General features: G+C 46.3%; 22 protein-coding genes and 1 riboswitch. Of the genes, 18 read left to right on the top strand and 4 right to left on the bottom strand.

The window, feature by feature from the left end; translation table 11 throughout:
- The 7 genes from ACBR23_RS22150 to ACBR23_RS22120 all read left to right on the top strand — a co-directional run bounded on the left by ACBR23_RS22150 (nt 1) and on the right by ACBR23_RS22120 (nt 5,667).
- Nucleotides 1-1,047 (top strand): MAE_28990/MAE_18760 family HEPN-like nuclease, encoded by a 1,047-nt coding sequence (locus ACBR23_RS22150; protein WP_340519055.1) that lies wholly within the window; start codon nt 1-3, stop codon nt 1,045-1,047.
- A gap of 148 nt (nt 1,048-1,195) precedes the next feature.
- A riboswitch (cobalamin riboswitch) is annotated at nt 1,196-1,341 on the top strand.
- A 139-nt stretch (nt 1,342-1,480) separates the two neighbouring features.
- Nucleotides 1,481-1,921 (top strand): hypothetical protein, encoded by a 441-nt coding sequence (locus tag ACBR23_RS22145; RefSeq protein WP_371120451.1) that lies wholly within the window; start codon nt 1,481-1,483, stop codon nt 1,919-1,921.
- A gap of 19 nt (nt 1,922-1,940) precedes the next feature.
- On the top strand, nt 1,941-2,807 hold the full coding sequence (locus ACBR23_RS22140) for a class I SAM-dependent methyltransferase (RefSeq protein ID WP_371120450.1): 867 nt from the start codon (nt 1,941-1,943) through the stop codon (nt 2,805-2,807).
- A 518-nt stretch (nt 2,808-3,325) separates the two neighbouring features.
- Entirely contained in the window at nt 3,326-3,619 is a 294-nt protein-coding gene (locus ACBR23_RS22135; protein WP_371120449.1) for a hypothetical protein, read from the top strand.
- Nucleotides 3,620-3,692: 73 nt separating this feature from the next.
- The gene (locus tag ACBR23_RS22130) at nt 3,693-3,932 is read left to right on the top strand and encodes a hypothetical protein (protein WP_341738309.1); all 240 of its coding nucleotides are present in this window, start codon (nt 3,693-3,695) and stop codon (nt 3,930-3,932) included.
- A gap of 117 nt (nt 3,933-4,049) precedes the next feature.
- Nucleotides 4,050-5,123, top strand: a complete 1,074-nt coding sequence (locus ACBR23_RS22125; RefSeq protein ID WP_371117048.1) for a tetratricopeptide repeat protein — start codon at nt 4,050-4,052, stop codon at nt 5,121-5,123.
- 34 nt (nt 5,124-5,157) lie between these two features.
- Complete coding sequence (locus tag ACBR23_RS22120; protein WP_371117049.1) at nt 5,158-5,667, top strand: GNAT family N-acetyltransferase; 510 nt, start codon at nt 5,158-5,160, stop codon at nt 5,665-5,667.
- A 19-nt stretch (nt 5,668-5,686) separates the two neighbouring features.
- Here ACBR23_RS22120 and ACBR23_RS22115 read toward each other — a convergent pair whose 3' ends face one another.
- On the bottom strand, nt 5,687-7,255 hold the full coding sequence (locus ACBR23_RS22115) for an adenylate/guanylate cyclase domain-containing protein (protein WP_371117050.1): 1,569 nt from the start codon (nt 7,253-7,255) through the stop codon (nt 5,687-5,689).
- 117 nt (nt 7,256-7,372) lie between these two features.
- Between ACBR23_RS22115 and ACBR23_RS22110 the strand changes: the two genes are divergently transcribed.
- The 7 genes from ACBR23_RS22110 to petJ all read left to right on the top strand — a co-directional run bounded on the left by ACBR23_RS22110 (nt 7,373) and on the right by petJ (nt 12,033).
- Entirely contained in the window at nt 7,373-7,603 is a 231-nt protein-coding gene (locus ACBR23_RS22110) for a hypothetical protein (protein ID WP_341738306.1), read from the top strand.
- A 98-nt stretch (nt 7,604-7,701) separates the two neighbouring features.
- Entirely contained in the window at nt 7,702-8,529 is an 828-nt protein-coding gene (locus ACBR23_RS22105; RefSeq protein ID WP_371120448.1) for an A24 family peptidase, read from the top strand.
- A gap of 258 nt (nt 8,530-8,787) precedes the next feature.
- Nucleotides 8,788-9,738, top strand: coding sequence for an acetyl-CoA carboxylase, carboxyltransferase subunit beta (gene accD / locus ACBR23_RS22100; RefSeq protein ID WP_371117052.1), 951 nt, complete (start codon nt 8,788-8,790; stop codon nt 9,736-9,738).
- 344 nt (nt 9,739-10,082) lie between these two features.
- Complete coding sequence (locus ACBR23_RS22095) at nt 10,083-10,274, top strand: translation initiation factor IF-2 (protein WP_341738303.1); 192 nt, start codon at nt 10,083-10,085, stop codon at nt 10,272-10,274.
- A 151-nt stretch (nt 10,275-10,425) separates the two neighbouring features.
- Nucleotides 10,426-10,914, top strand: a complete 489-nt coding sequence (psbV, locus tag ACBR23_RS22090) for a photosystem II cytochrome c-550 (protein WP_341738302.1) — start codon at nt 10,426-10,428, stop codon at nt 10,912-10,914.
- A gap of 155 nt (nt 10,915-11,069) precedes the next feature.
- Nucleotides 11,070-11,570 (top strand): photosystem II cytochrome PsbV2, encoded by a 501-nt coding sequence (gene psbV2, locus ACBR23_RS22085; RefSeq protein WP_341738301.1) that lies wholly within the window; start codon nt 11,070-11,072, stop codon nt 11,568-11,570.
- Between the two features lie 124 nt (nt 11,571-11,694).
- On the top strand, nt 11,695-12,033 hold the full coding sequence (petJ, locus tag ACBR23_RS22080) for a cytochrome c6 PetJ (protein ID WP_371117053.1): 339 nt from the start codon (nt 11,695-11,697) through the stop codon (nt 12,031-12,033).
- 417 nt (nt 12,034-12,450) lie between these two features.
- Here the strand turns inward: petJ and ACBR23_RS22075 are convergent, their stop codons facing one another.
- Together ACBR23_RS22075 and ACBR23_RS22070 are read right to left on the bottom strand one after the other, a co-directional pair.
- Complete coding sequence (locus ACBR23_RS22075; RefSeq protein ID WP_371117054.1) at nt 12,451-12,843, bottom strand: hypothetical protein; 393 nt, start codon at nt 12,841-12,843, stop codon at nt 12,451-12,453.
- Complete coding sequence (locus tag ACBR23_RS22070; RefSeq protein WP_341738298.1) at nt 12,840-13,046, bottom strand: hypothetical protein; 207 nt, start codon at nt 13,044-13,046, stop codon at nt 12,840-12,842. Before ACBR23_RS22070 ends, ACBR23_RS22075 begins: the two co-directional genes overlap by 4 nt.
- A 179-nt stretch (nt 13,047-13,225) precedes the next feature.
- Here ACBR23_RS22070 and ACBR23_RS22065 point away from each other — a divergent pair, with 179 nt between their 5' ends.
- From ACBR23_RS22065 to ACBR23_RS22055, 3 genes are all read left to right on the top strand, one after another.
- Nucleotides 13,226-14,146 carry a hypothetical protein gene (locus ACBR23_RS22065; protein WP_371120447.1) on the top strand — a complete coding sequence of 307 codons (921 nt, stop codon included), beginning with the start codon at nt 13,226-13,228 and terminating at the stop codon, nt 14,144-14,146.
- Between the two features lie 596 nt (nt 14,147-14,742).
- Nucleotides 14,743-14,973 carry an addiction module protein gene (locus ACBR23_RS22060; RefSeq protein WP_371120446.1) on the top strand — a complete coding sequence of 77 codons (231 nt, stop codon included), beginning with the start codon at nt 14,743-14,745 and terminating at the stop codon, nt 14,971-14,973.
- Entirely contained in the window at nt 14,970-15,254 is a 285-nt protein-coding gene (locus tag ACBR23_RS22055) for a type II toxin-antitoxin system RelE/ParE family toxin (RefSeq protein WP_371120445.1), read from the top strand. The genes ACBR23_RS22060 and ACBR23_RS22055 overlap by 4 nt, the downstream gene beginning before the upstream one ends.
- A 169-nt stretch (nt 15,255-15,423) precedes the next feature.
- Here the strand turns inward: ACBR23_RS22055 and ACBR23_RS22050 are convergent, their stop codons facing one another.
- Nucleotides 15,424-23,181, bottom strand: coding sequence for a hypothetical protein (locus ACBR23_RS22050; protein WP_371120444.1), 7,758 nt, complete (start codon nt 23,179-23,181; stop codon nt 15,424-15,426).
- Between the two features lie 79 nt (nt 23,182-23,260).
- Here ACBR23_RS22050 and ACBR23_RS22045 point away from each other — a divergent pair, with 79 nt between their 5' ends.
- Nucleotides 23,261-23,389: a hypothetical protein gene (locus tag ACBR23_RS22045; RefSeq protein WP_371120443.1), complete on the top strand. Its 129-nt coding sequence runs from the start codon at nt 23,261-23,263 to the stop codon at nt 23,387-23,389.
- The last annotated feature ends 1,086 nt before the right edge of the window (nt 23,390-24,475 follow it).

Below are 24,475 nucleotides of genomic sequence, written 5' to 3'. Positions count from 1 at the left end.
ATGTTTGATGAGCTTCTCAAGATAGTAAATGTGAATATTTCCACAGTACATAAAATTATCAATACCAACGACAGGCTGAGAGAAATTGTATTTAGAAATGACACTCCAACACAACCGGAAGCCGACGAAAATACGCAATTTACTAAACTAATAGAAGGGGTTCCTAGTGAACTGGAGTGGCTAGTTTACGATCGCTGTGCTGTAGTTACACGCTTGTATGCTATTTACGAGCGCTTTGTTGAGGATTTAATTGCAGAGTGGCTGGAACTTTTACCCGATATTGTTACAGAATATTCAGATTTGGAAAAAAGCATTAAAGATACCCATCAGATAGGTGTGGGAAGGTTATTACTCGATCTTAAGAAAAAGAGATTTGAACACCTGTCTATTAATGAGGTAATTCAAGGTTTATTTGATGGAGTAACGGCTCAAGGAAAATACAAATTAATACCTGATGCTTTTCTTTTACACGAACAGAATTTACGCAGAGAAGTGCTAGAAAAATTATTTGCTGATGCTGGAATATCGAATGCTTGGGATTGGGTGAATAAGCATCGAACAGTTAAGCAATTTGTAGAGGAGGTTCTAGGGAGCCAAAATACTGCGGAAGGAGAACTAAATGAATTAATTACCTATCGGAATGATGCTGCACACGGATCTATTGTAGATGATACTGTAGGTACTAAAGAACTGCTAGAATTGGGTGAATTTGTTGAGATATTGTGCCAATCTCTAGCGGAATTAGTGACTTTTAAAGTTATTTCGCGGCAAACTGGAATCGGTAAAGCTAAGGAAATTGGTCAAATTACAGAGTGGTTTAAGAAACCGAGAGCGGGAGTTGCAAAAGTTAAGGAAATCACTTTGTCTGTTGGAAAAAATATTTTTCTAGTTAACGAGGCATCCTCATTCTGTCAGTTGGCTACGATTGAAAATATTATGATTAATGATGTTTGCCAGGAACAAGTTGTAATTACCAACGAACAGGAGGTGGGATTGAAGTTTGATATTGATGCGAAAAAAGGGTTAAGCATTTATGTAGTTGAATAAAAAAGCGATCTCCTAAATATTTCTGTTTTCGATAAGTCTAATGTACTTCGGGTGAAAAGTCTGTCAATAACAGACTTTATGGACTACTCCACAATAATTGTTGCAGATGTCTAATCAGTTTTTTGTCAAATATCCAAAATAGTGGTAATATTCCCGTATATCGATCGGCTCTGATGACAAACACACATCAGACGTAAGGGGGAAAGTTCGGTGCAAATCCGGCGCTGTCCCGCAACTGTAATGAGATTATTGCTTCTCTGAGTCAGGATGCCCGCCGATTTGTTTACCTGTTCTTTTTCATCTGCGAGGTATGGATGATGGTTAGTTCAGTATTTTTACAAATAATCTGCTGTTGCGTTCCCTTGGACGATCGACAAAAACGCAATTTTGAGTTAAAACTGCTTGGCGTCGGCGCAACGGGAAACTAAAAGAAATGCGAATCGAAGATAGTGTTTGGCAGGGTAGTTTTGGCTACTGGCAAAACTTGTTTATTCATCAGAATATTTTGTCGATCGGATATACTGCATGGAATGGCTTTTGGCATCTAGGACGAGGTATGGTTGTTTGCCAAATCCATACTCCCATTAATGGTGCTATCAATTGGAGCGTAGATACTGTAAAGTACGATTTGCAGTTTATTTCCCAATCCCACGCCACTGCTTATTTGGAAGAACTAGAATTAGAGGAAAATACTGTTTCAAATTTAAGCCAAATTATTGCTAGTTACAAACCTGAAAAAGCAATTATTTTTATACTGCTTGCTAATAATCACATAGATATCAATTTGTTGCAAAATTTGGCAATTTCGCCGGTTGAGTGCTATGAACAAGTATGCAACCGCTGGGAAGAATTTCAACCCTGCCCGAAACCCTAAAACTTACGGAATTTTTCCAATGTCCCAGCCAAAATCCATCGAAATTTCCAACGTAACTCGCTACCAAAATGCAGCGCTTAATTACTATTTGGGCTTGACAGAATCCCCCTATCTTCACTATGGCTATTGGGAAACTCTACCCGTGCCGGCGGATGAACTAACACTCCCGCGATTACGTATCGCTCAGCAAGCTTATACTGTAAAACTGTTGGATGCCATCCCCCAAGGCACTCATAGCATCCTGGATGTGGGCTGTGGGATTGGGGGAAATGCGGCTTATTTGCTTGATCGCGGTTTTGCAGTCGAAGGACTCGCACCCGATCCATTTCAACAACAGCGCTTTCTCAAGTGTACAGGCGATCGCACCATCTTCCACCTCACAACCTTTGAAAACTTCCAAGCAACCACATCCTACGATCTAATCCTCTTTAGCGAAAGTAGCCAATATATGTCTGCCGTTGATATTGCTAACGGCGCCGCCAAAATCCTCAATCCTGGTGGCTACGTGTTGCTTGCCGATATGCTGCGCTCTGATGCTAATTATAAAGAGGGAATGTTCTCTAATTGTCATGTTGTTACAGAACTTCATGGAGCCTTAAAACAGGCTGGATTTAGTTTAGTCAAAACTGAGGATATTTCCGCCCATATTTTGCCCACCATCGATTTGTATGTCGATACTTTCCGCAGGTATGGACTAAACACGATGATTTATGTTGCAGACTTAATTGCGATCGCAGTTCCGCCCATACACAAACTCTTGCGCTGGATATTTCGTCGCTGGTTCAAAAAATTGGTGGTTGAAGGATTGGCAGCAGGCAAACTTTTTGACCAGCATTTGTGTTATGAAATCCAACTTTGGCAGTTATCAAAATCCGATGAACGCTGACACAAACATTAGGTAAAGTCGCAATTGGGAATTGAGAACTGGTAATCATATCAAATCCGTTGACATCAGAATTATTATTTCTCTCTTCTCTTTCTCTGTGTCCTCTGTGTCCTCTGTGGTTTAATCATTCTAATCATTCCGATACAACCGGAATTGGTAATCAGCCATGGGAGGGAGAGCCTCCGGGTATTTAATCCTAGACGGACCATGGAAGACTAATACTAAGGAAAACTCCCCCCCATCGCCTCGATCGCTAAGGTCTCCCCTCCCCCAAAGCCAGCATTAGCGGGGGTTTTTCCCCTTGACTTGAGCTAACTAAATCGAAGTATCGATTTTATTCATACAATCTATGCAAACAATGATTTGATAGTCAATTACCAAAGAGTTAAGGTTAATTCATGAGGTAACAGATTGATTTTCATAAAATTGTGTTGTCTATATTTGGCAGTAAAAAATAGTAATATTTGCCAATATAGCCTGTAATTTTTGTGAAAATTAACACTACTTAGGTGTTGGCTATGTCTACTTATAAAAAAGTGCAAAAATCCCAACCATTGAGATTTGTTGGGATTGACCTTCCAGCTTTACCCGCCAAAAAACCGCAAGGGCAATGGCTCTTTTCAGCTATGAATCAAATTGGACAGTTTTTGCTAGTCGCCGCTGTGGGCGGGGATAAACTGAGAATTTGGCAGACTGCCGATCGCGATGGTAATAGTTGGTGGCACGGTTTCGATCCCTTGACTGGTCGCTCTACGTGGGCCGCGACGGATGATGAAATGCGCGCTTGGATCGATCGGCATTATTACCAATAAACCTTTCCCATAATTATTGCTTTTGATTTTCGGATTTTTTGGTTGGTGACAATTTAATTTCACAGGAGATAGTATGCTTCAAACAGCTTCCGAGTTAGTAGCACCAAATCGCATTATCCTGATGAAAAACGAGGTATACAGAGTGCCTCAAACTCATCGAGAAGTTCAAGTATTGTCAGGAATTGCCTGGATCACACTTGACACAAAAGATATCATCTTGCATAGTTCAGAACAAGCATCACTTCCATTCAGTAAAAACCCAGTTCTGATTTCCGCACTCAACAATATACCACTGATTATGGCTATTTGGTGAGAGAAGGAATTTTCCATAAGCAAGCTCAGAAGATATTAGCTGATAACAAATGTGCCAGTAAGCCAAAATAGCTCTATCTTGAAAGTTAGATAATTTGGCTTTTGGAGGACTTGTTCGGTGTACAGCCGCTCTTACCACTTCAGCTATGTCGCAGCTATAACTCTTGTCCTATCGCCTGCGCTGACAGTCTTAGGTCTCTCAGAGGCTCTGGCATCTGCTCCAATAATAAATCCTAGGCGCTTCCCAGGGACCGATCGCGCCCAAGCAACAAACCCCAAAACACAAGCAGACACACTCCTGGAAAAAGGCATAAAGGATCACCGCCAAGGTTTGTTTCGGGAAGCAATCCAAGCTTTTGAACAAGCTTTGGCAATTCGCCAGCAATTAGGTGACAAACCGGGGATAGGAGAAACCCTCAACAATTTGGGGGAAGTTTACGGCGAAATCGGTTTGCTTCCCAAAGCTTTAGCAGTTTTGCAGCAAGCTTTAGTCATTAACCGAGACATCGGGGCTAGGAGTAGCACGGCGCGAACCCTCAATCTCATGGGTTTTATCAACCGGGTTGCCGACAATTTTTCCGAAGCGATGAAACTGCATCAAGAAGCTTTGGAATTAGCTAAAACTGCTGAGGATGAAATTGAAATTGGAGAATCTTTTCACAATATTGGGGCTGTGTATGGAGAACAGGGAAATTATGCCAAGGCGATCGAATTTTACCAGCAAGCCCGAACCATTCGCACCGCTAAGGGCGATCGACGAGATTTAGGGCGTACCCTCAATAACATGGGTGGAGTCTATTACAACATCGGCGACTTCAACAGAGCGATGGAATTTTACCAGCAAGCTTTGGCAATTCGCCGCGAAATAGCAGATAGGGCGGGGGTCGGTCGCTTGCTCAATAACATGGCACTTACTTCTCGGAAACTTGGTAAAGATAGTCAAGCCCTGATCTATTTTCAGCAAGCAATGATTATGCTAGAAGCCATCGGTGACAAGACAAGTGTGGGACGTTTGCTGAATAATATGGGTGCGATTTATGAAGGTCAAGGTCAGTATGCTAAAGCTTTGGAATCCTACGAACGAGCTTTGAAAAATGCCCGCGAGGGTGGAGACAAAGCAGGAGAAACTACAGCGATGGAGGGGATTAAACGATTGTCTTCTGGTCAGCTTGTGCCACAATCAGGACAGTGACGCGATCGTATTAAAACAGGTTAAACTCAATAGTATGGATATTCGGACTGAAAAACCAGAAGATTTAACAGCCGTTCGCGAAGTTAACATGACGGCATTCGGGCGAGCAAATGAGGCAAATTTAGTAGATCGATTGCGCGGAATTAGATCTACATTTTCCTTTGTTGCAGTGCAATCCGATCGCATTGTCGGACAGGTTTTTTTCAGTCCGGTTACATTGGTTGAGAACTGTTCCAGGGAGTTGTCGATTCTGGGCTTGGGACCTGTGGCAGTTCTTCCCAACTATCAGCGCCAAGGTATAGGAACCTTACTGATCCAGCATGGTTTACAAGAGTGTGTGCGATCGGGATTTCACGCAGTGGTTGTGCTGGGCTGTCCAGATTTCTATTCGCGTTTTGGCTTCATTCCTGCTAGTAGAAAAAACTTGCGATGTGAATATGAGGTTCCCGATGAGGCTTTTATGGTGTTGGAGTTAGAAAGTGGAGCTTTGGACAATTGCAGCTCAACTGTGAAGTATCGATCGGAATTTAGTATTTGCGATTGACACCAGCCATCATTTAAATCTACCCTTTTCCGTTTTCGACCTTGGAACCGTGCAAAGCAAAAATCGGAGTTAGAGCCGATTTGCCCTTGAGAGCAACAGCTCCCAAAGCCTCGCAATTGAATTCTAAGCCGATCGCCTCAAACACCCTTTCCCCAATCAAAATTTCGTTTTCCCCAGCCTTGCTCATCAATCTAGCCGCCGTATTCACCGTATCTCCCAAAACATTAAACTCCCTGCGACCACGGGGTTCGCCAACCTCAGCAGCAAACACTGGCCCCTGGTACAGCCCTATTTGACAGCTTACTTTGACTGCTTGAGAGCCGATAATTGGCGGATGCAAAGTGGTGATAATCTCTCGTATCGCCAAAGCGGCGCTAGCGGCGCGACACGCATCATCCCGATGAGCGTCGGGCACCCCAAAATAGATCAGCATATCGGAACCGTTCAAGTGCGCGGTTACTTTTTGCAACACGCCTCCTTTTGCTGATACTACGGCATCGATCGACGCAAAAACCCTCGAACAACCGAGAATCAGAGCTACTTCTTCCTCCGGTGAAGCTTTGTCGATGGACTCCGGTAAGCCGACTAAATTGACAAACATCACCGTTGGTTCGGGAAAATCCGGGGGAATTTTTCGGCTGTTAGCATTTTCTACCAGTAGTCTCAGAATCGGCTTGGGGATATAGCTAGCAAGGGGTTCAACCCGGTTGAGAGCTTCCTGGATTTCGCTCACTAGGCCCGAAATGCTGCGATCGAGCAATACCGAACTCGGCATCCGCCGTCGAGTCAGAGTAATATCATATTCTCCCAGTAGATCCTCCGTCAGATCGTCCACCACCAAAAAATAACCCGCTGCTCCTGGTTCAAACCGAAATTGCTCTGCCAAACACAAACTCGAAGTAGTCGTCAAACACACCCTTCCCACAGTTCCAGAACCCTCAGCTTGCTTGGCTTGCTGGACTGAATGACCAAGCAGCACATGAGCCATCCGCAGTGGCGTACCAATGTCCGCACTAATGTAACGGCCGCAGTGGATACCCACTCGCATCCTCAAAGACAAAACACCCCGTGGGGTTTCAATACGCGCAAATTTAGCCATTGCTCGCTGCATTCGCAAACCAGCACGGACGGCCCTAGCTGTATCCTCTTGGTGAATGCCGGCCAGGAATTGCACTAACATCGCATCTCCGGTAAACTCCAGCAAATCCCCCCCGGACTTACTCACAATTTCGATCATCGAGGCAAAATAGTCGTTAATCACCGCCAGCAAGGTTTCAGCTCCCTGGCGTCCCAGGGCCGCATTTGCTTCCAATAAGGATGTAAACCCTGCTAAATCGGTGAACAGTAGTGTCCCTTCTTGCCATTGGTAGCTCACTTCCCCTGGATTGGGAGGAGATTCCGACACCTGTTTGGGCACGTAGTCGTGAATTATGTATCGGAGAGTACGTAGATGCTCGAAGACTCCTATTAGTGTCGCTGGCGACGAATCTACCCAGGCGGAGGTGTACAGTGAGGCTGGGAGCAGCCCTCGTAGTCGCAGTTCAATCTCTGCCAAAGGAGGATTGTAGGTTAATTTATTAATTTCCACCTAGTTTATTGTTAAAAAATAAGGTAAGTTCGATCGATCTAGTGGCGACACCAATAGCTAGACCTATACGATTATGATCAGTTTCCAGTGATAGAATACCAGTCCAGCCCCGAACCAATGAGAGAAACTTCCGATAGTTTCAGGTTACTTGCTCCCGATTTGATCCGAGTAGCTCGATCGGTCTATGGTCTATATCTTAAAGTTCATTCCGATCGCCTACAACGTCCGGCTGGTGTTGTTGTCTGTCAAGGAAGCGATCGAGGTCAGTTGATTTTCACTTCGCAGCCAATTTTGTTGCCCGGTGAACGTTTTGTTACTTTTGAAGAGATTGAATCGCAAATGTATTAGTTATTGGTGATTTGTTATTTGTTGTTGGTTGTTGGTTATTGGTTATTGGTTATCTTTGGGCTAACTCTAGCTCATTATTTATTAGTGATTTGTTGACTATGGACATCATCTTTAATTGTCTTGTCTCTACTATTGTATTTGCTTTGGGTTCGGCGATCGGTAGTTTCTTGAATGTGGTAGTTTATCGCTTACCTGCGGGTTTGTCCGTGATACATCCTCCTTCTCGCTGTCCCAAATGCTTGAATCAGCTTCAATCTTACGAAAATGTACCTGTTTTTGGTTGGCTGTGGCTACGGGGACGCTGTAAGTATTGTCGCACCCGGATTTCTCTACGGTATCCCCTGGTGGAAGCGGCTACGGGTTTGCTGTTTTTGCTGATTTTCTGGCAGTTTGGACCCACAGTACACACTCTGGGGTTTTGGGCTTTTTTTAGCTGGCTTTTGGCTTTGTCTTTGATCGATCTCGACACCATGACTTTGCCTAATTCTTTGACTCGATCGGGTTTAGTGATGGGGCTGGTTTTCCAAATCGCTAAGGGTTGGTGGCCCATATTTAGTCCGATCGACTCAGTAAACTATCTGGTACTCGACGGTATCCTAGGAGCGGTTGTAGGGCTGTGGCTGTTTGACATCATTGGTTTAGCCGGTGCCATCGCCCTTGGGCAAAATGCGATGGGGGCTGGCGATACCAAATTGGCTGCTTTGATGGGAGCTTGGCTGGGGTGGAAATACTTGCTGTTAGCGGGCTTTCTCGCCTGTGCTACCGGGGCTTTTGCTGGCGGTGGGGCGATCGCCCTGGGAATGCTCGATCGACGCCAACCCATGCCTTTTGGTCCATTTCTCGCTCTCGGTGCAGCAATTACAGTTTTGTGGGGCGAAGCGATCTTATCTACTTACTGGCAGTTGTTTTTTATGAAGATGCCGTGAAACAGTGGTACAATAGTCAGTTGTTTATTGTCAATAGTCATATAGCGGTTCTCAAAAAAGTGAGGTATGCCCTATGCCCTATGCCCTATGCCCTATGCCCTATGCCCTATGCCCTATGCCCATGAGTACCTCATCTTTCTGAGAAAGGCTATATATAGGTTATGAATTATTAGTAGCAGCTAACAAATAACAAATAATAAATAACCTATAAACACAGTCAACAGTCAACAGTCAACAGTTAACAATTACTAAATTTTAATGTCTCTATTTGATTGGTTTGCAAATCGAAGAAAATCAGTACCGAACTCTCAAGAACGGCCGGAACGAGAAATTGCCGACGGGCTTTGGAATAAATGCGAAGCTTGCGATGCGCTCAGTTACACCAAAGACCTGCGAGCAAATCAAATGGTTTGCTTGGAATGCGGGCATCACATGAGAGTTTACAGCGACTTACGCATCGATCAACTGCTCGATGCCCATACTTGGATGCCCATTAACGAAGGACTCCACGCCACCGACCCCTTGAAATTTCGCGATCGCAAAAAATATAGCGATCGGCTTCGAGAATTTCAAGAAAAAACAGGCCACTTAGACGCAGTAGAAACAGGCATCGGCAAACTCGAAAGTTTCCCCATCGCCCTGGGAGTCATGGAATTTCAATTCATCGGTGGCAGTATGGGTTCCGTTGTCGGAGAAAAGCTGACTCGCCTCATCGAATACGGAACGCGGGAAAAGCTACCCGTCATCATTGTCTGCGCTTCCGGCGGTGCGAGAATGCAAGAAGGAATGCTCAGCTTGATGCAAATGGCGAAAATCTCCGGTGCTCTGGAACGCCACCGCGAAGCCAGACAGTTGTACATCCCAATTTTGACTCACCCGACGACCGGCGGTGTCACCGCGAGTTTTGCCATGCTGGGAGACATTACCATTGCAGAACCAAAAGCAACTGTAGCCTTTACCGGCGGCCGGGTGATCGAGCAAACTCTGCGGGAAAAGTTGCCGGAGAACTATCAAACTTCCGAATACTCCTTTGCCCACGGCTTTGTAGATATCATCGTCCCTAGGACTCAGCTCAAGAAAACCCTGGCTCAGCTAATTAGTCTTCACCAGCCCCAACCTTTATTGGCTCCCTCAGAACTAGAGCATCACACACCAATAGACAGCCACGCTTTGCCCGCACAGACTCATGCTTTCAAACTTTCACCCTAACCATCAAGCCCTTCCTGATATTGTGTTAGTTCTAGCTGCCGCTTCTGATGTTCATTGTTCATTAGGACACCGCAGTGGGATGATATTGATTGGAAGTTGATTGACTAGAAAGCTGAACTGAGCAAAAATGCCTACTGGCTGTTAGAACTTAGTTGGCTCTGACAGACTCAATCAGAACTCAGGCATTGTCAATAGCAGTAAATAGCCCCAGGGCTAATCCTGCATTTAACGATCGCTCTGTCGTTCTATAAACCTCAGAACAAACTAACAGCGCTTGGTGAAATTATCCAGATTTCAGTTAAGAGCGATTAACCCCATTTTTACCCGTCAGCGACCTAAAAACTATGGGTTTTGCAGACCTGTCCATCGCAGAAATAGCAGAGGACTTCAACGTCCCTGTTGAAGACGTGATCCGCTTGTGCGACGAGTTAGAAATTGCATACAAGCACCCTCAAACCCGTTTGGCCCTAGAGGATGTTAAGGCAATTATGTCCGCTCTGGAAAAAAGGCGCGACTCAAAACTTATTGCAGATTAGATTGATGCCATAATTCCCTTACCTTTAAAGGTAGAACCGCATCAACTGTCACCAGTTTTTCCCGGCGGTGGAATCTTGAACAGCAATCTGTTTGCTAGCTCCCCCAAAAGAGCATTCAATACTTTCCCCTGATTTTTTTTTAAGGAGAACCATGCTTAAAAGATATTTCATTGCTCTGACTGCTGTATTCATGACTTTTCAATTCTTTGTCAGTAGTGCGATGGCAGTAGAACTCAGTCCTCAACTACGCACCGTGACATTAGATGACAAAGGCACTCCCGTAGTGCTGAGCCTCAAACAGGTTCAGGAAGGCAAACGGTTGTTTAACTCAGCCTGTGCTCAATGTCACGCCGCTGGCATGACTAAAACTGACCCGAATTTGAACTTGAGCCCTGAAACTTTGGCTTTGGCAAATCCACCCCGTAATAATATTAAGTCGCTGGTTGACTATATGAAAAACCCCACGACTTATGACGGCTTTGAGGAAATTTCTGAGCTGCATCCGAGCATGAAAAGCGCGGATATTTTCGCTGAAATGAGAAATCTTTCGGATGATGATTTGTACGCCATTGGCGGTCACATTCTGTTGCAGCCAAAAATTATCGGCTCCCAGTGGGGTGGCGGTAAAGGCGCTCGCTAATCGATTTTAGGAAATTTTAGATTTGAGATTTTGGATTGGGAGGGGGCTAGAGTTCCGCAAAATAGATTGTTGTTCCCTGGTTGGCTTCGATCGAAAATCTGAAATCTAAAATTTACCCTCTGCTTATTTAATATCGCAAAAAGTTGTAGGCCCTCATGCTGCGTCGTGGTGTTTTTGTCTGCTTTCTGTTAGGAATTTTGGTGATTTTGCCGATGGTGCTGCTGGCACCTCAACCTGTTTTGGCTGCTGCTGATTCCTATGTGACTCGCTATTTAAAAGTCAGCGAACCTGTGCCACTGGAATTGGATGCTGAGGGACACACTCGATTATTTTCGGCTGAGGATTTGTCCGCCGGCAAGCGGTTGTTCGAGCAAAATTGCCTCAACTGTCACGTCGGAGGAGCGACTTTGCCAGATCCGACTATTTCTCTATCTTTGACGGATCTCCAGGGAGCAACCCCTCCCCGCAAGGACATCAATAGTTTGGTAGCCTATCTGAGACAACCAATGACTTATGACGGTAGTGAGGAAACTTTTTGGTGCCGCCAAGTACCGGAAAGCTGGATGTCCCAGACTCAGATTGAAGATTTGGCTGCTTTTGTGCTTCGGGCCGCTCAAAAGGCTCCGGGATGGGGTATTGATAATCTGGAGAGTTGAATCGCCAGCCCAAAGTGGTTAACTACTCGAAAAATCGCGATCGCTACTAGGTGTTTGCGGGTTACTAAACGGGTAAAATAACTGAAGAATCACAATTAACTGTGTCCATTAGAGGAGAACTACGTTGAAAAGACTCTTATCGATCGCTCTGTTAGCGTTGGCAATTTTTACTGTCGGCTTCGGCAGCCCTGCTTTGGCTGGAGATGCTGCTAAAGGAGCTAAACTCTTTAGCGCCAACTGTGCTGCTTGTCACGTCGGTGGTGGTAACGTGGTTGTGTCTACCAAAACCTTGAAATCAAAAGCTTTAGAGAAGTACGGCATGAATTCTATCGAAGCTATTACCACTCAGGTAACCAAGGGCAAAAATGCGATGCCTGCTTTCGCTGGTCGTTTGAAGCCTGCACAAATTGAGGATGTCGCAACCTACGTTCTCGAACAATCTGCCAAAGACTGGAAAGGTTAAACCACCTGTCTGGACGGACTTGATTTAACCTAAAACTTGTCTTCTCCATCGCGCCCTCTCTCACCCTTTGGCACATAAATGTCGGTTTGAAGCTATCTTAACCTTTTTGGGAAAGTATGCAAGAGATCGGATTTTTATGTGCCCAAGGGCGGGGGAGGGATATTTTATAGGAGATTTTAAATTGGACAGTCCTAGCAGCAACTCTCACAAGGGTTCTAGAGGACGGGTGATGGGGCGCAAGGCGATCGAGTGGCGATCAGCCTGAGTGGCAGTAATATCAAATCCGGTAGCATCTGAATGATTCAGATCTCTATTCTCTCCCTCTGTGTCCTCTGTGTTCTCTGCGGTTAAATCATTCCGATGCAGCCGGAAACGATATAACCCGGTTTCTGAAGCCTCACGCGCCTAGTCCAAGATTTAAGCTGCTGTAGCTGCTGGTAAAGGTTCAATTTCTTCTGGCTTGGCGTGACGGCGGGGGTCATCAAAATCCCAAGCAAATAGCCAATCGGGGTCAGCGTTACCGCAGCCGATCGAATATATTTGGCTGTGTTTGAAATGCTTGAAAAACTCCTGAGATTTTTCATCGGTCATTAGCGATTCATCTAGCGGCAAGTCATGAATTAGGGCGTATAAATCAAATTCGTTTCGCTCTGGATTCCATTGATAGCGCAGTTCTGGACTGTAACCTAGTTCGATCAGTTTTGCAATTGCGCGATCGGGATTTTCATAGTTGTCTAAGTGAACGCGGTTTAGGGAAACAACTACTTGTACGTGGTGGTATTTGGCGGGTGTTAATTGATATTGGGTCATCGGTTTTTCCTTTTTTTGTCATCACAAGTGTAATAGCTTTTTCCGGTTACATCGGGGTGTTTTGTTGCTTCGCGATTTAGCTGTTCGCATCGCAAAGCTGCTTCTGCGTCACTCCGAGCATAAAAAGGTCTGTCCGGGCGTTCAGCGAGTTCAGCTTCCGAGTCTTCCCAAGATTTTTCTGGGTTGTCTGCGTCTCTCAACATTTTTCCCTCGCAAATCTGTCTGTGCTAGAGGTCATTTTCTTTAAATCTCCTCAGTCTTGAACGTTTTGTCCCGCTTTAGTTTTAGATTCTGGCGGGGTTTCTGCTGTCTCTAGCCATTGCTTCATCAGTAAACCGATAATTTCACAAATCAGGCTAGTCCCTTACAAACATTAATCAAAATGAAAGATTTAGCATTTAGGTCTGGGTTCCCTTCTTCCTTAGCGAAGAAGTATTCTATTACCATTTTTGCCCTAATCATATTCAGTGTATTAAGTATCTCTCTCAAATCAGAAAAAGTAAACAGCAATATTTGGAGTTTTTCAGTTGAATTAAAGGTTACATCGGTAACTTTAGTTCTTCTCTTTCTTTTTTGGATTCCCATTTTACTTCCTTGGATTCTTTCTCAAGTTCCGCAAGTGCAAGGTTCTTTAAATTGGTTGCGTGAACAAGGCATCGAGGAAATTGAGACTAATCTACTGAGAATTAAACTAAAATACGGTGTTCAAGAAGCATCAGAAAAATACGAAGAAAAAATATCAGATATTGGGGCTATAAATCTAACATCTCAGGAAACGCAGCAGCAGCTTGAGGGACGCTATCGAGATGCCATAGCTTTAGTTGATGCTGCGAGCGATATAGATTCAACGGAAGCATTGAAGCGGATAGATCAATTGGCTGACTATTACGATAGGGTTAGAGATGAAATGCCCTCTGGACGTAACCGCACAAAATTAATGCGCGAAATTTCCTCAACAATGTGGACTTTAATTCCTAAAGTTATAAATTTTCCTGTTTATGAAAGACTAAATAGCAACAAGGGGGGAGAGCGTTTGTCTGCTTACAAGCACGTTGAGTGGAACACATCAACTGATTATATAAATTTGTTAGTTTCTAGAGCAGTTGGTATTCTGGAGATACCCTACACTCAATACAGTGCTTTATTGGCACTAAGAAGAGTGGTAACAAAGAATCAATTTTCTCCTAGTAAATCAGCAGAAATCATAGATATTTTGAACTGGTCAGCAAATCTTGATTATATGAAGCCAGATCGCCGAAAATTAATGATTGAAATTGCTTCCCTACTAAAAACAAAGGCATAAAGCCTGCTAGTTCCGCCGCATAGCAACCCGCTTGCACCCGACAGAATCAACGTCATCGGGTTAGGCACGAAAGGCTATTGGCAGCCGCTCAGCTACACCGTTAGACCGCTAGGTTAAATGTTTTAATGAATCTTGTGGCTACAAAACAACAAGAACAGAATGGTTAACGCTCATAAATTCTCTTACAAATGCTATCCAACCTTAGTACCAGAAACCTGGTTTTTTTGCGGAAACTTCGTCGCAGTCGAAAAATTTGGTAAAAACCCGGTTTCTTTGGTTAGGGTGCGTAAATCCTGACGTGCTTAGTCCAAGAAACCGGGTTTCTCTGATATTTTTCACATCCTCACCAGATTTTACGCAGAAACCCGGTTTCTGAAGCCTCACGCACCTAGTTCATGATTTAAGCTGCCGTAGCTTCTGGTAGAAGATTATAGGACTTGCTATAATTGAGGCGCCTCATATCGATCGTTCATCATGAAGTATCCTCTTCACACCCAATCTCAGCCCGTCGTTGGCGAAGCAGCAAAAAAGCTAATAGAAGCGATCGTAAAGCGGAATGTTAAAATCAGGCTAGTCCCTTGGAGCCAAACGATCCAATGCTAACCCTAGACCAACTCATTTCAGAGGCAACTGCATTACCAGATGCAGCCAAAGCTATCCTCATTGACAAAATTGTGGAAAGCATGACAACACAAATCGAGCAAGATATTTTGATGGCAGGAGTAAAGAAAGCTCAAGAACGGATTGCCGAAATTGAGAGTGGCGCAGTTCAAACCATTCCAGGAGATATTGCCTTGGCCCAAATACGGCAACTCTCAAAGCAATGAAATATGAATTTCACCCAGCCGCCCTGCAAGAATATGCAGAGGCTGTGCAATTCTTTGCCCAACAAGACAGACACCAAGATTTCATTGACACGATAGAAAATGCCATATTTAAAATTATTGGAGCACCAGAACGCTGGCCGCTTATTGAAGGTCAGATTCGTCGTTATTTGACCCTCAAATTTTCCTATGCCATCTTATATCGAGTCTATCCCGATCGAATCGTGATTGCGGCGATCGTGAGTTGTCGTCGCGATCCAAGCTACTGGAAAGATCGCCTCTAATATAAATGACAATCAATGGCAAATCGATCAGATCAGGATATTATATTTTTTGGTGATGAGCGATCGATCTTGACCGAACCCGATCTTACAGGTAAAAACTGCAAAAAACCCGGCTTCTTGAAGAAACCGGGTTTTTAATGTATTCGATCGCCCTCAAGCAAACTTACAATTACTTCAAGGTAGAAGTAACACTTAAATCGCTACTTTTTGGTAGCTGAATCGGACTAGGATTCGCATTAAGTAAGAGATCGGCTTCCTTACCAGAAGGATTAGCAATAGGCGCGATCGCACTATTAACGCTTGATGCTTTCAAAGGCAGAATTGGCTGACTTTGAGCGCTGGTGAGAGAAGTCAACAAGCTCTTTGTATCGTAGATGAGAATGTCATCGTCGGTTTCGCTAAAGGTCTTCATGGTTGGAATTGAACCACCATTTAGCAAGATGTCATTGGTGGTAGTTTTGACAGAAGTTGCTGTTGCACTAGCTGGATTAGTAGCTGTTGTTAATGGTTGCAGAATCAGACTTGCTGCTGCGGTAGTCGTGCTGGTTGACAGACTAATTGGTGCAGTTGCACTAGCTGGATTAGTACCTGTTGTCAATGGTTGCAGGCTGAGACTTGCTGGTGCAGTAGTTGTGCTGTTTGACAGACTAATGGGTGCAGTAGTCGTGCTTTTTGACAGGGTGGTAGATGCAGGAGTAGCGCTGGATAAGCTAGTGCTAGAACCGCTACCAATTGATTGTAAAATATCGTCGCTATCAACTGGTTGATCAGTCAAAATATCGATATTCAACGGTGTATTGAAAGCTTCAGGAAGCGCGCCTCCGGGAGTGATGGGGATAAACCGAGAACTGTCGATCGCACTAAATTGAGTATCTTTCACCAAAGCTAAATGTTCGCCTGTACTCGCAATGCTAATCAACGCATCGTTAGTATAATCCTCGCTGCCTTGAACAATTTGCAATTGGTCAAAGGTGAGGTCTTGTGAGAGTCCGAAGTAATCGCGATCGCCCTGGAAGTAGAATACATGATCAAGTCCCGAACTTGGTGCTAGTACAAATATGTCGGAACTACTGCCGCCAATCAGCGTATCCTGACCATTTCCGCCCTTGAGGACGTTGTTTCCTTCGCCGCCGTAGAGACTGTCATCGCCATCGTTACCGTTGAGGCTGTCGTTGCCGCTGTTGCCGTTCAAGAAGTCGTTGCCGTTACCGCCATCGAGGGTGTCATTGCTGCTGCCGCCATCGAGACTGTCATCGCCTTCGTTACCCAAGAGGTTGTCGCTGCCAGCTTCCCCGGTTAGCAAGTCGTTGCCACAACCGCCGTCGAGGGTGTCCTTACCGGCACCGCCCAGCATCGTGTCGTCGTTACATTCACCAAACATCAAGTCGTCGCCGTTGCCTCCGCCCATCCAGTCGTTGCCACCACCACCGGTGAGGGTGTCATCGCCGGAGTCGCCGGTGAGGGTGTCGTCGCCGGAGTCGCCGAAAACCATGTCGTTACTGGCGCCGCCGTCCATCATGTCGGTTTCGTCGCCACCGTAGAGGGTGTCTTCTCCGACTTCGCCTAATATCGTGTCTTGTCCTTGACTGCCAAATATCAAGTCGTTGCCGGCACCTCCAAACAGTTTGTCGTCGTCGATGCTGCCGTCAATTTTGTCGTTACCGGCACCTCCTAATAATTGGTCGTTGCCCGTACCGCCGAACAGTTCATCGTTGCCAGCGCCACCGTCGATGGTGTCGTAGCCGGAACCGCCGTCGATTTTGTCTTCGCCTGCTTCTCCAAAAATTAGGTCGTTGTCTTCGTTGCCCCAAATGTTGTCGTTGCCAGCGCCACCGTAAATCGAGTCGTCCCCTGCTTGGGCCCAAATGTTGTCGCTGCCGTCTGCGCCGAGAATTGAGTCTGCGCCGGAACCACCATCGATGTTGTCGTCTCCAACTTGTCCGAGGAGGGTGTCGGCTGCATCTCCGCCGTGGATTTGGTCGTTGCCGCGGCCGCCATCGATGAAATCTCGGTCTTCGCGGCCGTAGAGTTCGTCGTCGCCGTCGTTGCCCCACAGGGTGTCATTTCCGGTACCTGCATCGAGGAAGTCGTTGTCGTCGTTGCCTTCGAGGCTGTCGTTGCCGGCTTGACCGAAAATGCGATCGTCCCCTTCACCACCTGCTAAGGTATCGTTGTTCGCACCGCCGTCGATGTAGTCGTCGCCACTGTTGCCGTCGGCGAAGTCGTTGCCGTCATTTCCGTAAATGCGATCGCGCCCTGCACCCCCAGTCATGCTATCGTCGTCTGCACCACCTTCTAAGTAGTCGTCGCCATTGTTACCAGAAAGGGTATCTTTGCCGATTTGACCGAAAAGGCGATCGGACCCATCACCACCATCGAGGCTATCATTGCCCGATTCGCCCCACAGTTCGTCATCTCCGGTTTGTCCAAACAGCGTATCGTCGTTATCTCCACCCCACAGTTGGTCGTTATCGTCATTGCCTTCTAAGAAGTCGTTGCCTTGGCGACCGTATAATTTATCACTTCCCTCATTGCCGGAGAGAGTATCGTTTTCGGTGCCGCCGTCCAGAATGTCATCACCACTGCCACCGGCAAGAATATCGCGGCCGGCTTCTCCTAACAGGCTGTCATTGTCTTCGCCACCGTCGAGGGAGTCGTCGCCGTTACCGCCGAACAGGGTATCGGTGCCCGATTCTCCCTGCAAGATGTCCGCGTCGTCTCCTCCCCACAGGGTGTCGCTATCATCGCCGCCGAACAGGCTATCGAAACCGGCTTGACCGTAAATGCGATCGCGCCCTTGATTCCCCTGAAGCAAATCATTGCCGGAACCGCCATCAACAATGTCATCGCCGCTGTTGCCGATAACCGTATCATTACCGACTTGTCCGAACAAACTGTCATTATTATCACCACCATCCAGGATGTCGTTACCGTCGCCGCCTTCGAGGGTATCGTTTTCAGTACCGCCGTCGAGGGAATCGTTGCCGAGTTCGCCAAACAGTCGGTCTGTTCCCGCATTGCCTTCGAGGATGTCATCGCCGCTGCCGCCGTAGAGAGTGTCGCTGTCAGCTTGACCGAACAGGGTATCGTTGCCGTCGCCTGCTAAGAGTGAGTCGTCGCCGGAACCGCCTTGCAATAAGTCGTTGCCAGCTTGACCGAACAGGGTGTCTTTATCGTCGCCGCCGTAGAGGTTGTCGTTGCCTTCTGCTGCGTCGAGGAAGTCGTTGCCAGATTCCCCAAATAGGTTGTCGTCTCCAGCTTGGGCGAATAAGGTGTCGTCATCTTGACCACCCCAAAGAATGTCGTTGCCACTTCCAGCATCGAGGAAGTCTTTGCCGCGATCGCCGTAAAGGGAATCATTGCCTTCCGCTGCATAGAGGATGTCGTTGCCAGATTCTCCAAACAAGTTGTCGTCTCCAGCTTGGGCGAATAAGGTGTCATCGCCTTCACCTCCCCAAAGTACGTCGTTGCCACTTCCAGCATCGAGGAAGTCTTTGCCGCGATCGCCGTAAAGGGAATCATTGCCTTCTGCTGCATAGAGGATGTCGTTGCCGCCTTCCCCAAACAAGTTGTCATCGCCTGCTTTGGCTAATAAAGTGTCATCGCCTTCACCACCCCAAAGTTGATCGTTGCCGATTCCAGCATCCAGGAAGTCTTTGCCGTCGCCGCCGTAGAGGTTGTCGTTGCCTTCTGCTGCATCGAGGATGTCGTTACCGCCTTCGCCAAACAAGTTGTCATCGCCAGCTTTGGCGTATAACGTGTCATCGTCTTGGCCGCCCCAGAGATAGTCGTTGCCAACTCCGGCATCGAGAATGTCTTTGCCGTCACCGCCGTAAAGGGAATCGTTTCCTTCTGCTGCATCAAGGATGTCGTTGCCACCTTCGCCAAATAGGTTGTCGTTTCCAGCTTTGCCTAATAAAGTGTCATCCCCTTGACCTCCCCAAAGTTGGTCGTTGCCGATTCCAGCATCGAGAATGTCTTTGCCGTCGCCACCGTAGAGATTGTCGTTGCCTTCGGCTGCATCGAGGGTGTCGTCGCCCGCTTCACCGTAGAGGTTGTCGTCGCCTTCTTTTGCCAGGAGGATGTCGGCATCGTCGCCACCGTAAAGTTGGTCGTTGCCGAGGCCTGCATTCAGGGTGTCTTTGCCGGTGCCACCGTAGAGGTAGTCGTTGCCAGTTCCGGCATCTAGGGTGTCGTCGCCTGCATCGCCTCTGAGTGTGTCGTTGCCCGCTTCGCCGATGAGGGTGTCTTTTTCGTCGCCGCCGGAGAGTTCGTCGTCGCCGGTGCCACCGTATATGAGGTCGGTGTCTGCTTCTCCGTAGAGTTTGTCGTTTTCGCCTTCGCCGTAGATGGTGTCTTTGTCTGCGCCACCGTAGATGTAGTCGTCGCCAGCGCCACCGTAGAGTAGGTCTTTGCCTGTTTCGCCAAAAATCGTGTCATTGCCGTAGCCAGCGTCTCCGGCAACGGTATCGTCATCGCTACCGGCGTAGATTAAGTCGTCGGCATCGCCACCTCGGATGTAGTCTCGACCGGCTTCACCGTAAAGCGTATCTCGGTCTTGGTTGCCGTAGATGCTGTCGCCGCCTTCGCCGCCGTAGATTAAATCATCGCCGAATTCGCCGTAGAGTTTGTCGTTGCCGCCTAGTCCGTCAATGCGATCGTTCCCAGCATCGCCGGTGATAACGTTAACGCTATCGTCGCCGGTAATATTATCGTCATGCCGAGAACCGGCGACGTTTTCAATGCCAGTAATCTTGTCTTGGTCGCCCCAACCATCCGTAGCATCGCCTGTTTTTAAGTTGACAGTAACGCCGTTCGGGTCGCGGCGGTAGCTGAGAATATCGATGCCATCTCCGCCGTAAAATGAGTCATTGCCGGCATTGCCAACTAATAAATCGTTGCCTTCTAAAGCCCAAATTCGGTTATCTTTTTCGTTGGCAATTAAGATGTCTGCAAAGCGAGTACCGATGATATCTTCTAAATTTCTCAAAGCATCGGTATTGCCAAAACCGTCTTTACCAGTACCAGCAGCAATTTCAAAATCCCGTTCGAGTTCGGTGTAGTATTCGCTGGGATTAGCATCGGTGACGAATTCTTTGAAACGTTGCTTGGTATTAGTTTCGTAGTCGCTATTTTCGTCAATATTAACGATAACGCCCTTGGGAGAATTGATGTAATTAACGAGATCGACTCCTTCTCCCCCATCAATTAAATCATCGCCGATTTCTCCGATTAACGAGTCATTGCCAGTACCGCCAAATAATTCGTCATTTCCAGCATTGCCGTTGAGAGTGTCATCGCCTGCTTGGCCTAAAAGTACGTCGTCATCAAGGCCGCCAAACAAGGTATCTTTGCCGTCGCCACCGTCGATGTAATCTTGGCCTTGACTGCCGAAAAGATTGTCTTCGCCAGCTTGTCCGTAAATATCATCATCGTCGGCACCACCATCAATAATGTCTTGGCCGTCGCCGCCTTCCAGCCAGTCATTGTTTTCGTTGCCTTGGATGACATCGTTGCCACCTTGTCCGTAAATTCTGTCATCTCCGGTATTGCCGAACAGCAAGTCTTGGCCGTTGCCGCCATCGATGTAGTCATCGTCGGCGTTGCCTTCTATGGTGTCGCTGCCATCTTGTCCGTAGAGGATGTCGTTGCCTTCGTTGCCTTGGATGAAGTCGCGGCCGCTGCCACCTTCGGCGTAGTCTTCGCCGGTGTTGCCTTGGATAATGTCGTTGCCGGATTGGCCGTAGAGTTTGTCATCGCCGGTGCCTCCGATGAGGGTATCGTTATCGCTACCGCCATCGAGGATGTCGTCGCCATCTTCACCGAAAAGTTGGTCGTTGCCAGCTTCGCCGTAGAGTAAGTCGGCATTTAATCCACCGTAAAGTTTGTCTTGGTCTTCGCCACCATATAAAGTGTCGTTTCCGGCTTCTCCTTGTAGCAAGTCATCGCCTTTTTCGCCTCGCAAGTCGTCATTTCCAGTGCCGCCATTGAGGGTATCTTTGCCTGTTCCGCCGTAAAGAGAATCGTTGTTTTCTTCTCCTTTTAAGTCATCGTCTCCTTCTTCGCCATAGAGTTTGTCTTCACCTTGGCCGCCGTACAAAGAATCATTTTCGGTGCCGCCATAAAGAGAGTCGTTGCCATTTTCTCCTCGGAGGTCATCAGCGCCTTGTTCGCCGCGAAGTTGGTCTTCACCATCGCCGCCGTAGAGGAAGTCGTTATCTTGACCGCCATAGAGAGAGTCGTTGCCATTTTCTCCTCTTAAATCGTCGCTGCCTTCATCACCTCGAAGGTCGTCATTATCATCGCCACCGTAAGCTTTGTCATTACCAGTGCCACCGTAGAATTTGTCGTCTCCTTTTTGTCCCCAAAAAAGGTCGTTGCCACCTTGGCCGTAGAAGATATCGGTGTAGTCACCGCCGGTCATTTCATCAGCAAAATTTGAGCCACTGATGATTTCGATATTTCCAAGAGTGTCTACAGTTTTCGCACCTTTTACAACAAAACCATCTTCAACTTTGTAAACATCAAATTTGTCATCAACTTTGTCTGCCCGAACTTTAATTCCAATTGGGCTGCTGGAATAATTAGCAGTATCAGTTCCTCCTCCACCATCTAAAAAGTCGAAGCCAGAGTCACCGCTTAATGTATCATTACCATCTCCACCTCGTAAGACATCATTACGTAAACCACCCTGAATATCACCATCTGCTTGAACCCAATCATCATCAGTTGTTGAACTTGTAGTGACTGTCCCTTTCGGAAAATAAAATCCTTTGGGATGGAGTTCGTACACTGTGTCTTTAAAAAAAGTTTGAACTTCAGGACGGCTGAAATAATTCTCAATTAAGTGTGGCCCTGAAATGCCTCCTATCTTAGGAAGCATATTGAAAATTTTCCCAATTTTATCCCAAACTAATGGCTCTGAGTCAAATTGAAGTAAAGTCACAGGATCTCCGGGATTTTTAATGTTATTCTCGGAGACAGTTCCTACTTTATACTTATTAATTCCGCCAGCATATAGATAACTTGTTGGCGAACCCATTGCAAGAACACTTGTCCGTGGTAAAGAATTACCAGGTGCCCCCATATCAATTAGTCCATCCTCAATAAAGAAATTGCCCTGAGAATGACCTAGCAAAATCAAAGAGTTGTTTTGAAAAGGATTTTGTTCATTTGAGGCAAACCAATCTTTTGCTGATTTTGTCCAGTCACTATTGATCTCTTTGAATTTACTTTCTGCATACCAGAATTGCTCCAATGCCTCTTTCAAGTCAGCGGGGGCTGCTGCAATTAAGCTGTCAATTACAGCGCCAATTTCTCCAAATCCAGGAATCAAACCAGAACTAGCAACTTTTTGCAAAAATATTAATGCCTTAGCAGTAAAATCATCATTTTTCACTAAATCAATTGGATTTTCTAATTTTGTAAAGCTTTCAGCTAACTCAACTCCTGATTTTATTACCTCGAAAAAATCAGCAAAATCCTTGATTCCGTCGAGTTGTTTGGCTATTGCAGTAACATCTTCATCAGTAATCTTTTTACCCGCAGCAAGAAGGTTATCATACTGATTTTTAAGAGACTTATGTTTTTTTGCTTGATCCAGTATCCCTCCCAAAGAAATTTTAGAAAGAGCATAGTTGAACAAAAATTTACCTACAAAAATTCCTGCATCTGCTAAATCATTGCCAGTGCTATCTGTAGTATTGCGATATTTTTTATCTAGCTCGATCGCTCCTCTTGTAACTGAATCATTGGGAACTAAAAAGTTTCCTGGTAGCTTCCATAAGCCCTCAAATCCTTTTATGTCTTGATCAAACTTACCGGAAGTAGTCCGAATTCCATTGATATAAACAACTTTGATTTTCCCGCCATCTTTAATGAGTTGATTGTAAACTTTATCAAAATCAAATTCTTTAGGAGTAGCCATGATTCTTGTCCTCGTGTGGTAGATACAATGTGTTCTGAAAATTGACAAAGCGACTCTATCGACAAGCCCGATCGCACTTATGCACTTAAGCACTCTCGGACTGCCGTATATTCGTCATTTACCCAAACTGAAGTCTCGCGAAATGCGATGTGCGATCGGGAAGTTACGGGCGATCGCACTTTTGAATAAATCTCAACAAGTGCGATGAGCTTCGTAATTTCCCTTTCATATGTTTATCGGGGTGAACTCAGTGGTTTTATGCAAAACTCTACGGGGTTTTTTGTAAAGTTTTGTGAACACTGGGTGGAAGTACGGAACAACGGGTGTTTTCGGGGTTTGAGGTTTGGCCTCATTGCCTTTTTGTTGTTCCTATTTATCTATTGGGGTGAACTCAGTGGTTTTATGCAGAAATCTCAAGTTTTTTTTGATAAAGTTCTGCAAACACTGATAAAACTACGGAACAACGGGTGTTTTCGGGATTTAAGGGCGATCGAATCACCCGTTATCCCCAGAGTCCGGCAGGGAATCAATTCCCTGCCTCATAGCGGAAGTCCTCTGGAAGAGGACTGATAAATTCCGCAGTCGGCGACCGACGACTTTGGCTATGAGACGGGGGTTTAAACCCCTGGCGGACTGCGGGATTGACGAATAATCCCGATCGCCCTCATTGCCTTTTTGTTGTTCCTATTTATCTATTGGGGTGAACTCAGTGGTTTTATGCAGAAATCTCAAGTTTTTTTGGTAAAGTTCTGCAAACACTGATAAAACTACGGAACAACGGGTGTTTTCGGGATTTAAGGGCGATCGAATCACCCGTTATCCCCAGAGTCCGGCAGGGAATCAATTCCCCGCCTCATAGCCCAAGTCCTCTGGAAGAGGACTGATAAATTCCGCAGTCGGCGACCGACGACTTTCGCTCTCTCGACGGGGGTTTAAACCCCCGGCGGACTGCGGGATTGACGAATAATCCCGATCGCCCTCATTGCCTTTTTGTTGTTCCTATTTATCTATTGGGGTGAACTCAGTGGTTTTATGCAGAAATCTCAAGTTTTTTTTGATAAAGTTCTGCAAACACTGATGAAACTACGGAACAACGGGTGTTTTCGGGATTTAAGGGCGATCGAATCACCCGTTATCCCCAGAGTCCGGCAGGGAATCAATTCCCTGCCTCATAGCGGAAGTCCTCTGGAAGAGGACTGATAAATTCCGCAGTCGGCGACCGACGACTTTGGCTATGAGACGGGGGTTTAAACCCCTGGCGGACTGCGGGATTGACGAATAATCCCGATCGCCC

Source organism: Microcoleus sp., from assembly GCF_041354475.1.
GTDB lineage: Bacteria > Cyanobacteriota > Cyanobacteriia > Cyanobacteriales > Microcoleaceae > Microcoleus.
This window is presented reverse-complemented; position numbering and strand designations above follow the sequence as displayed.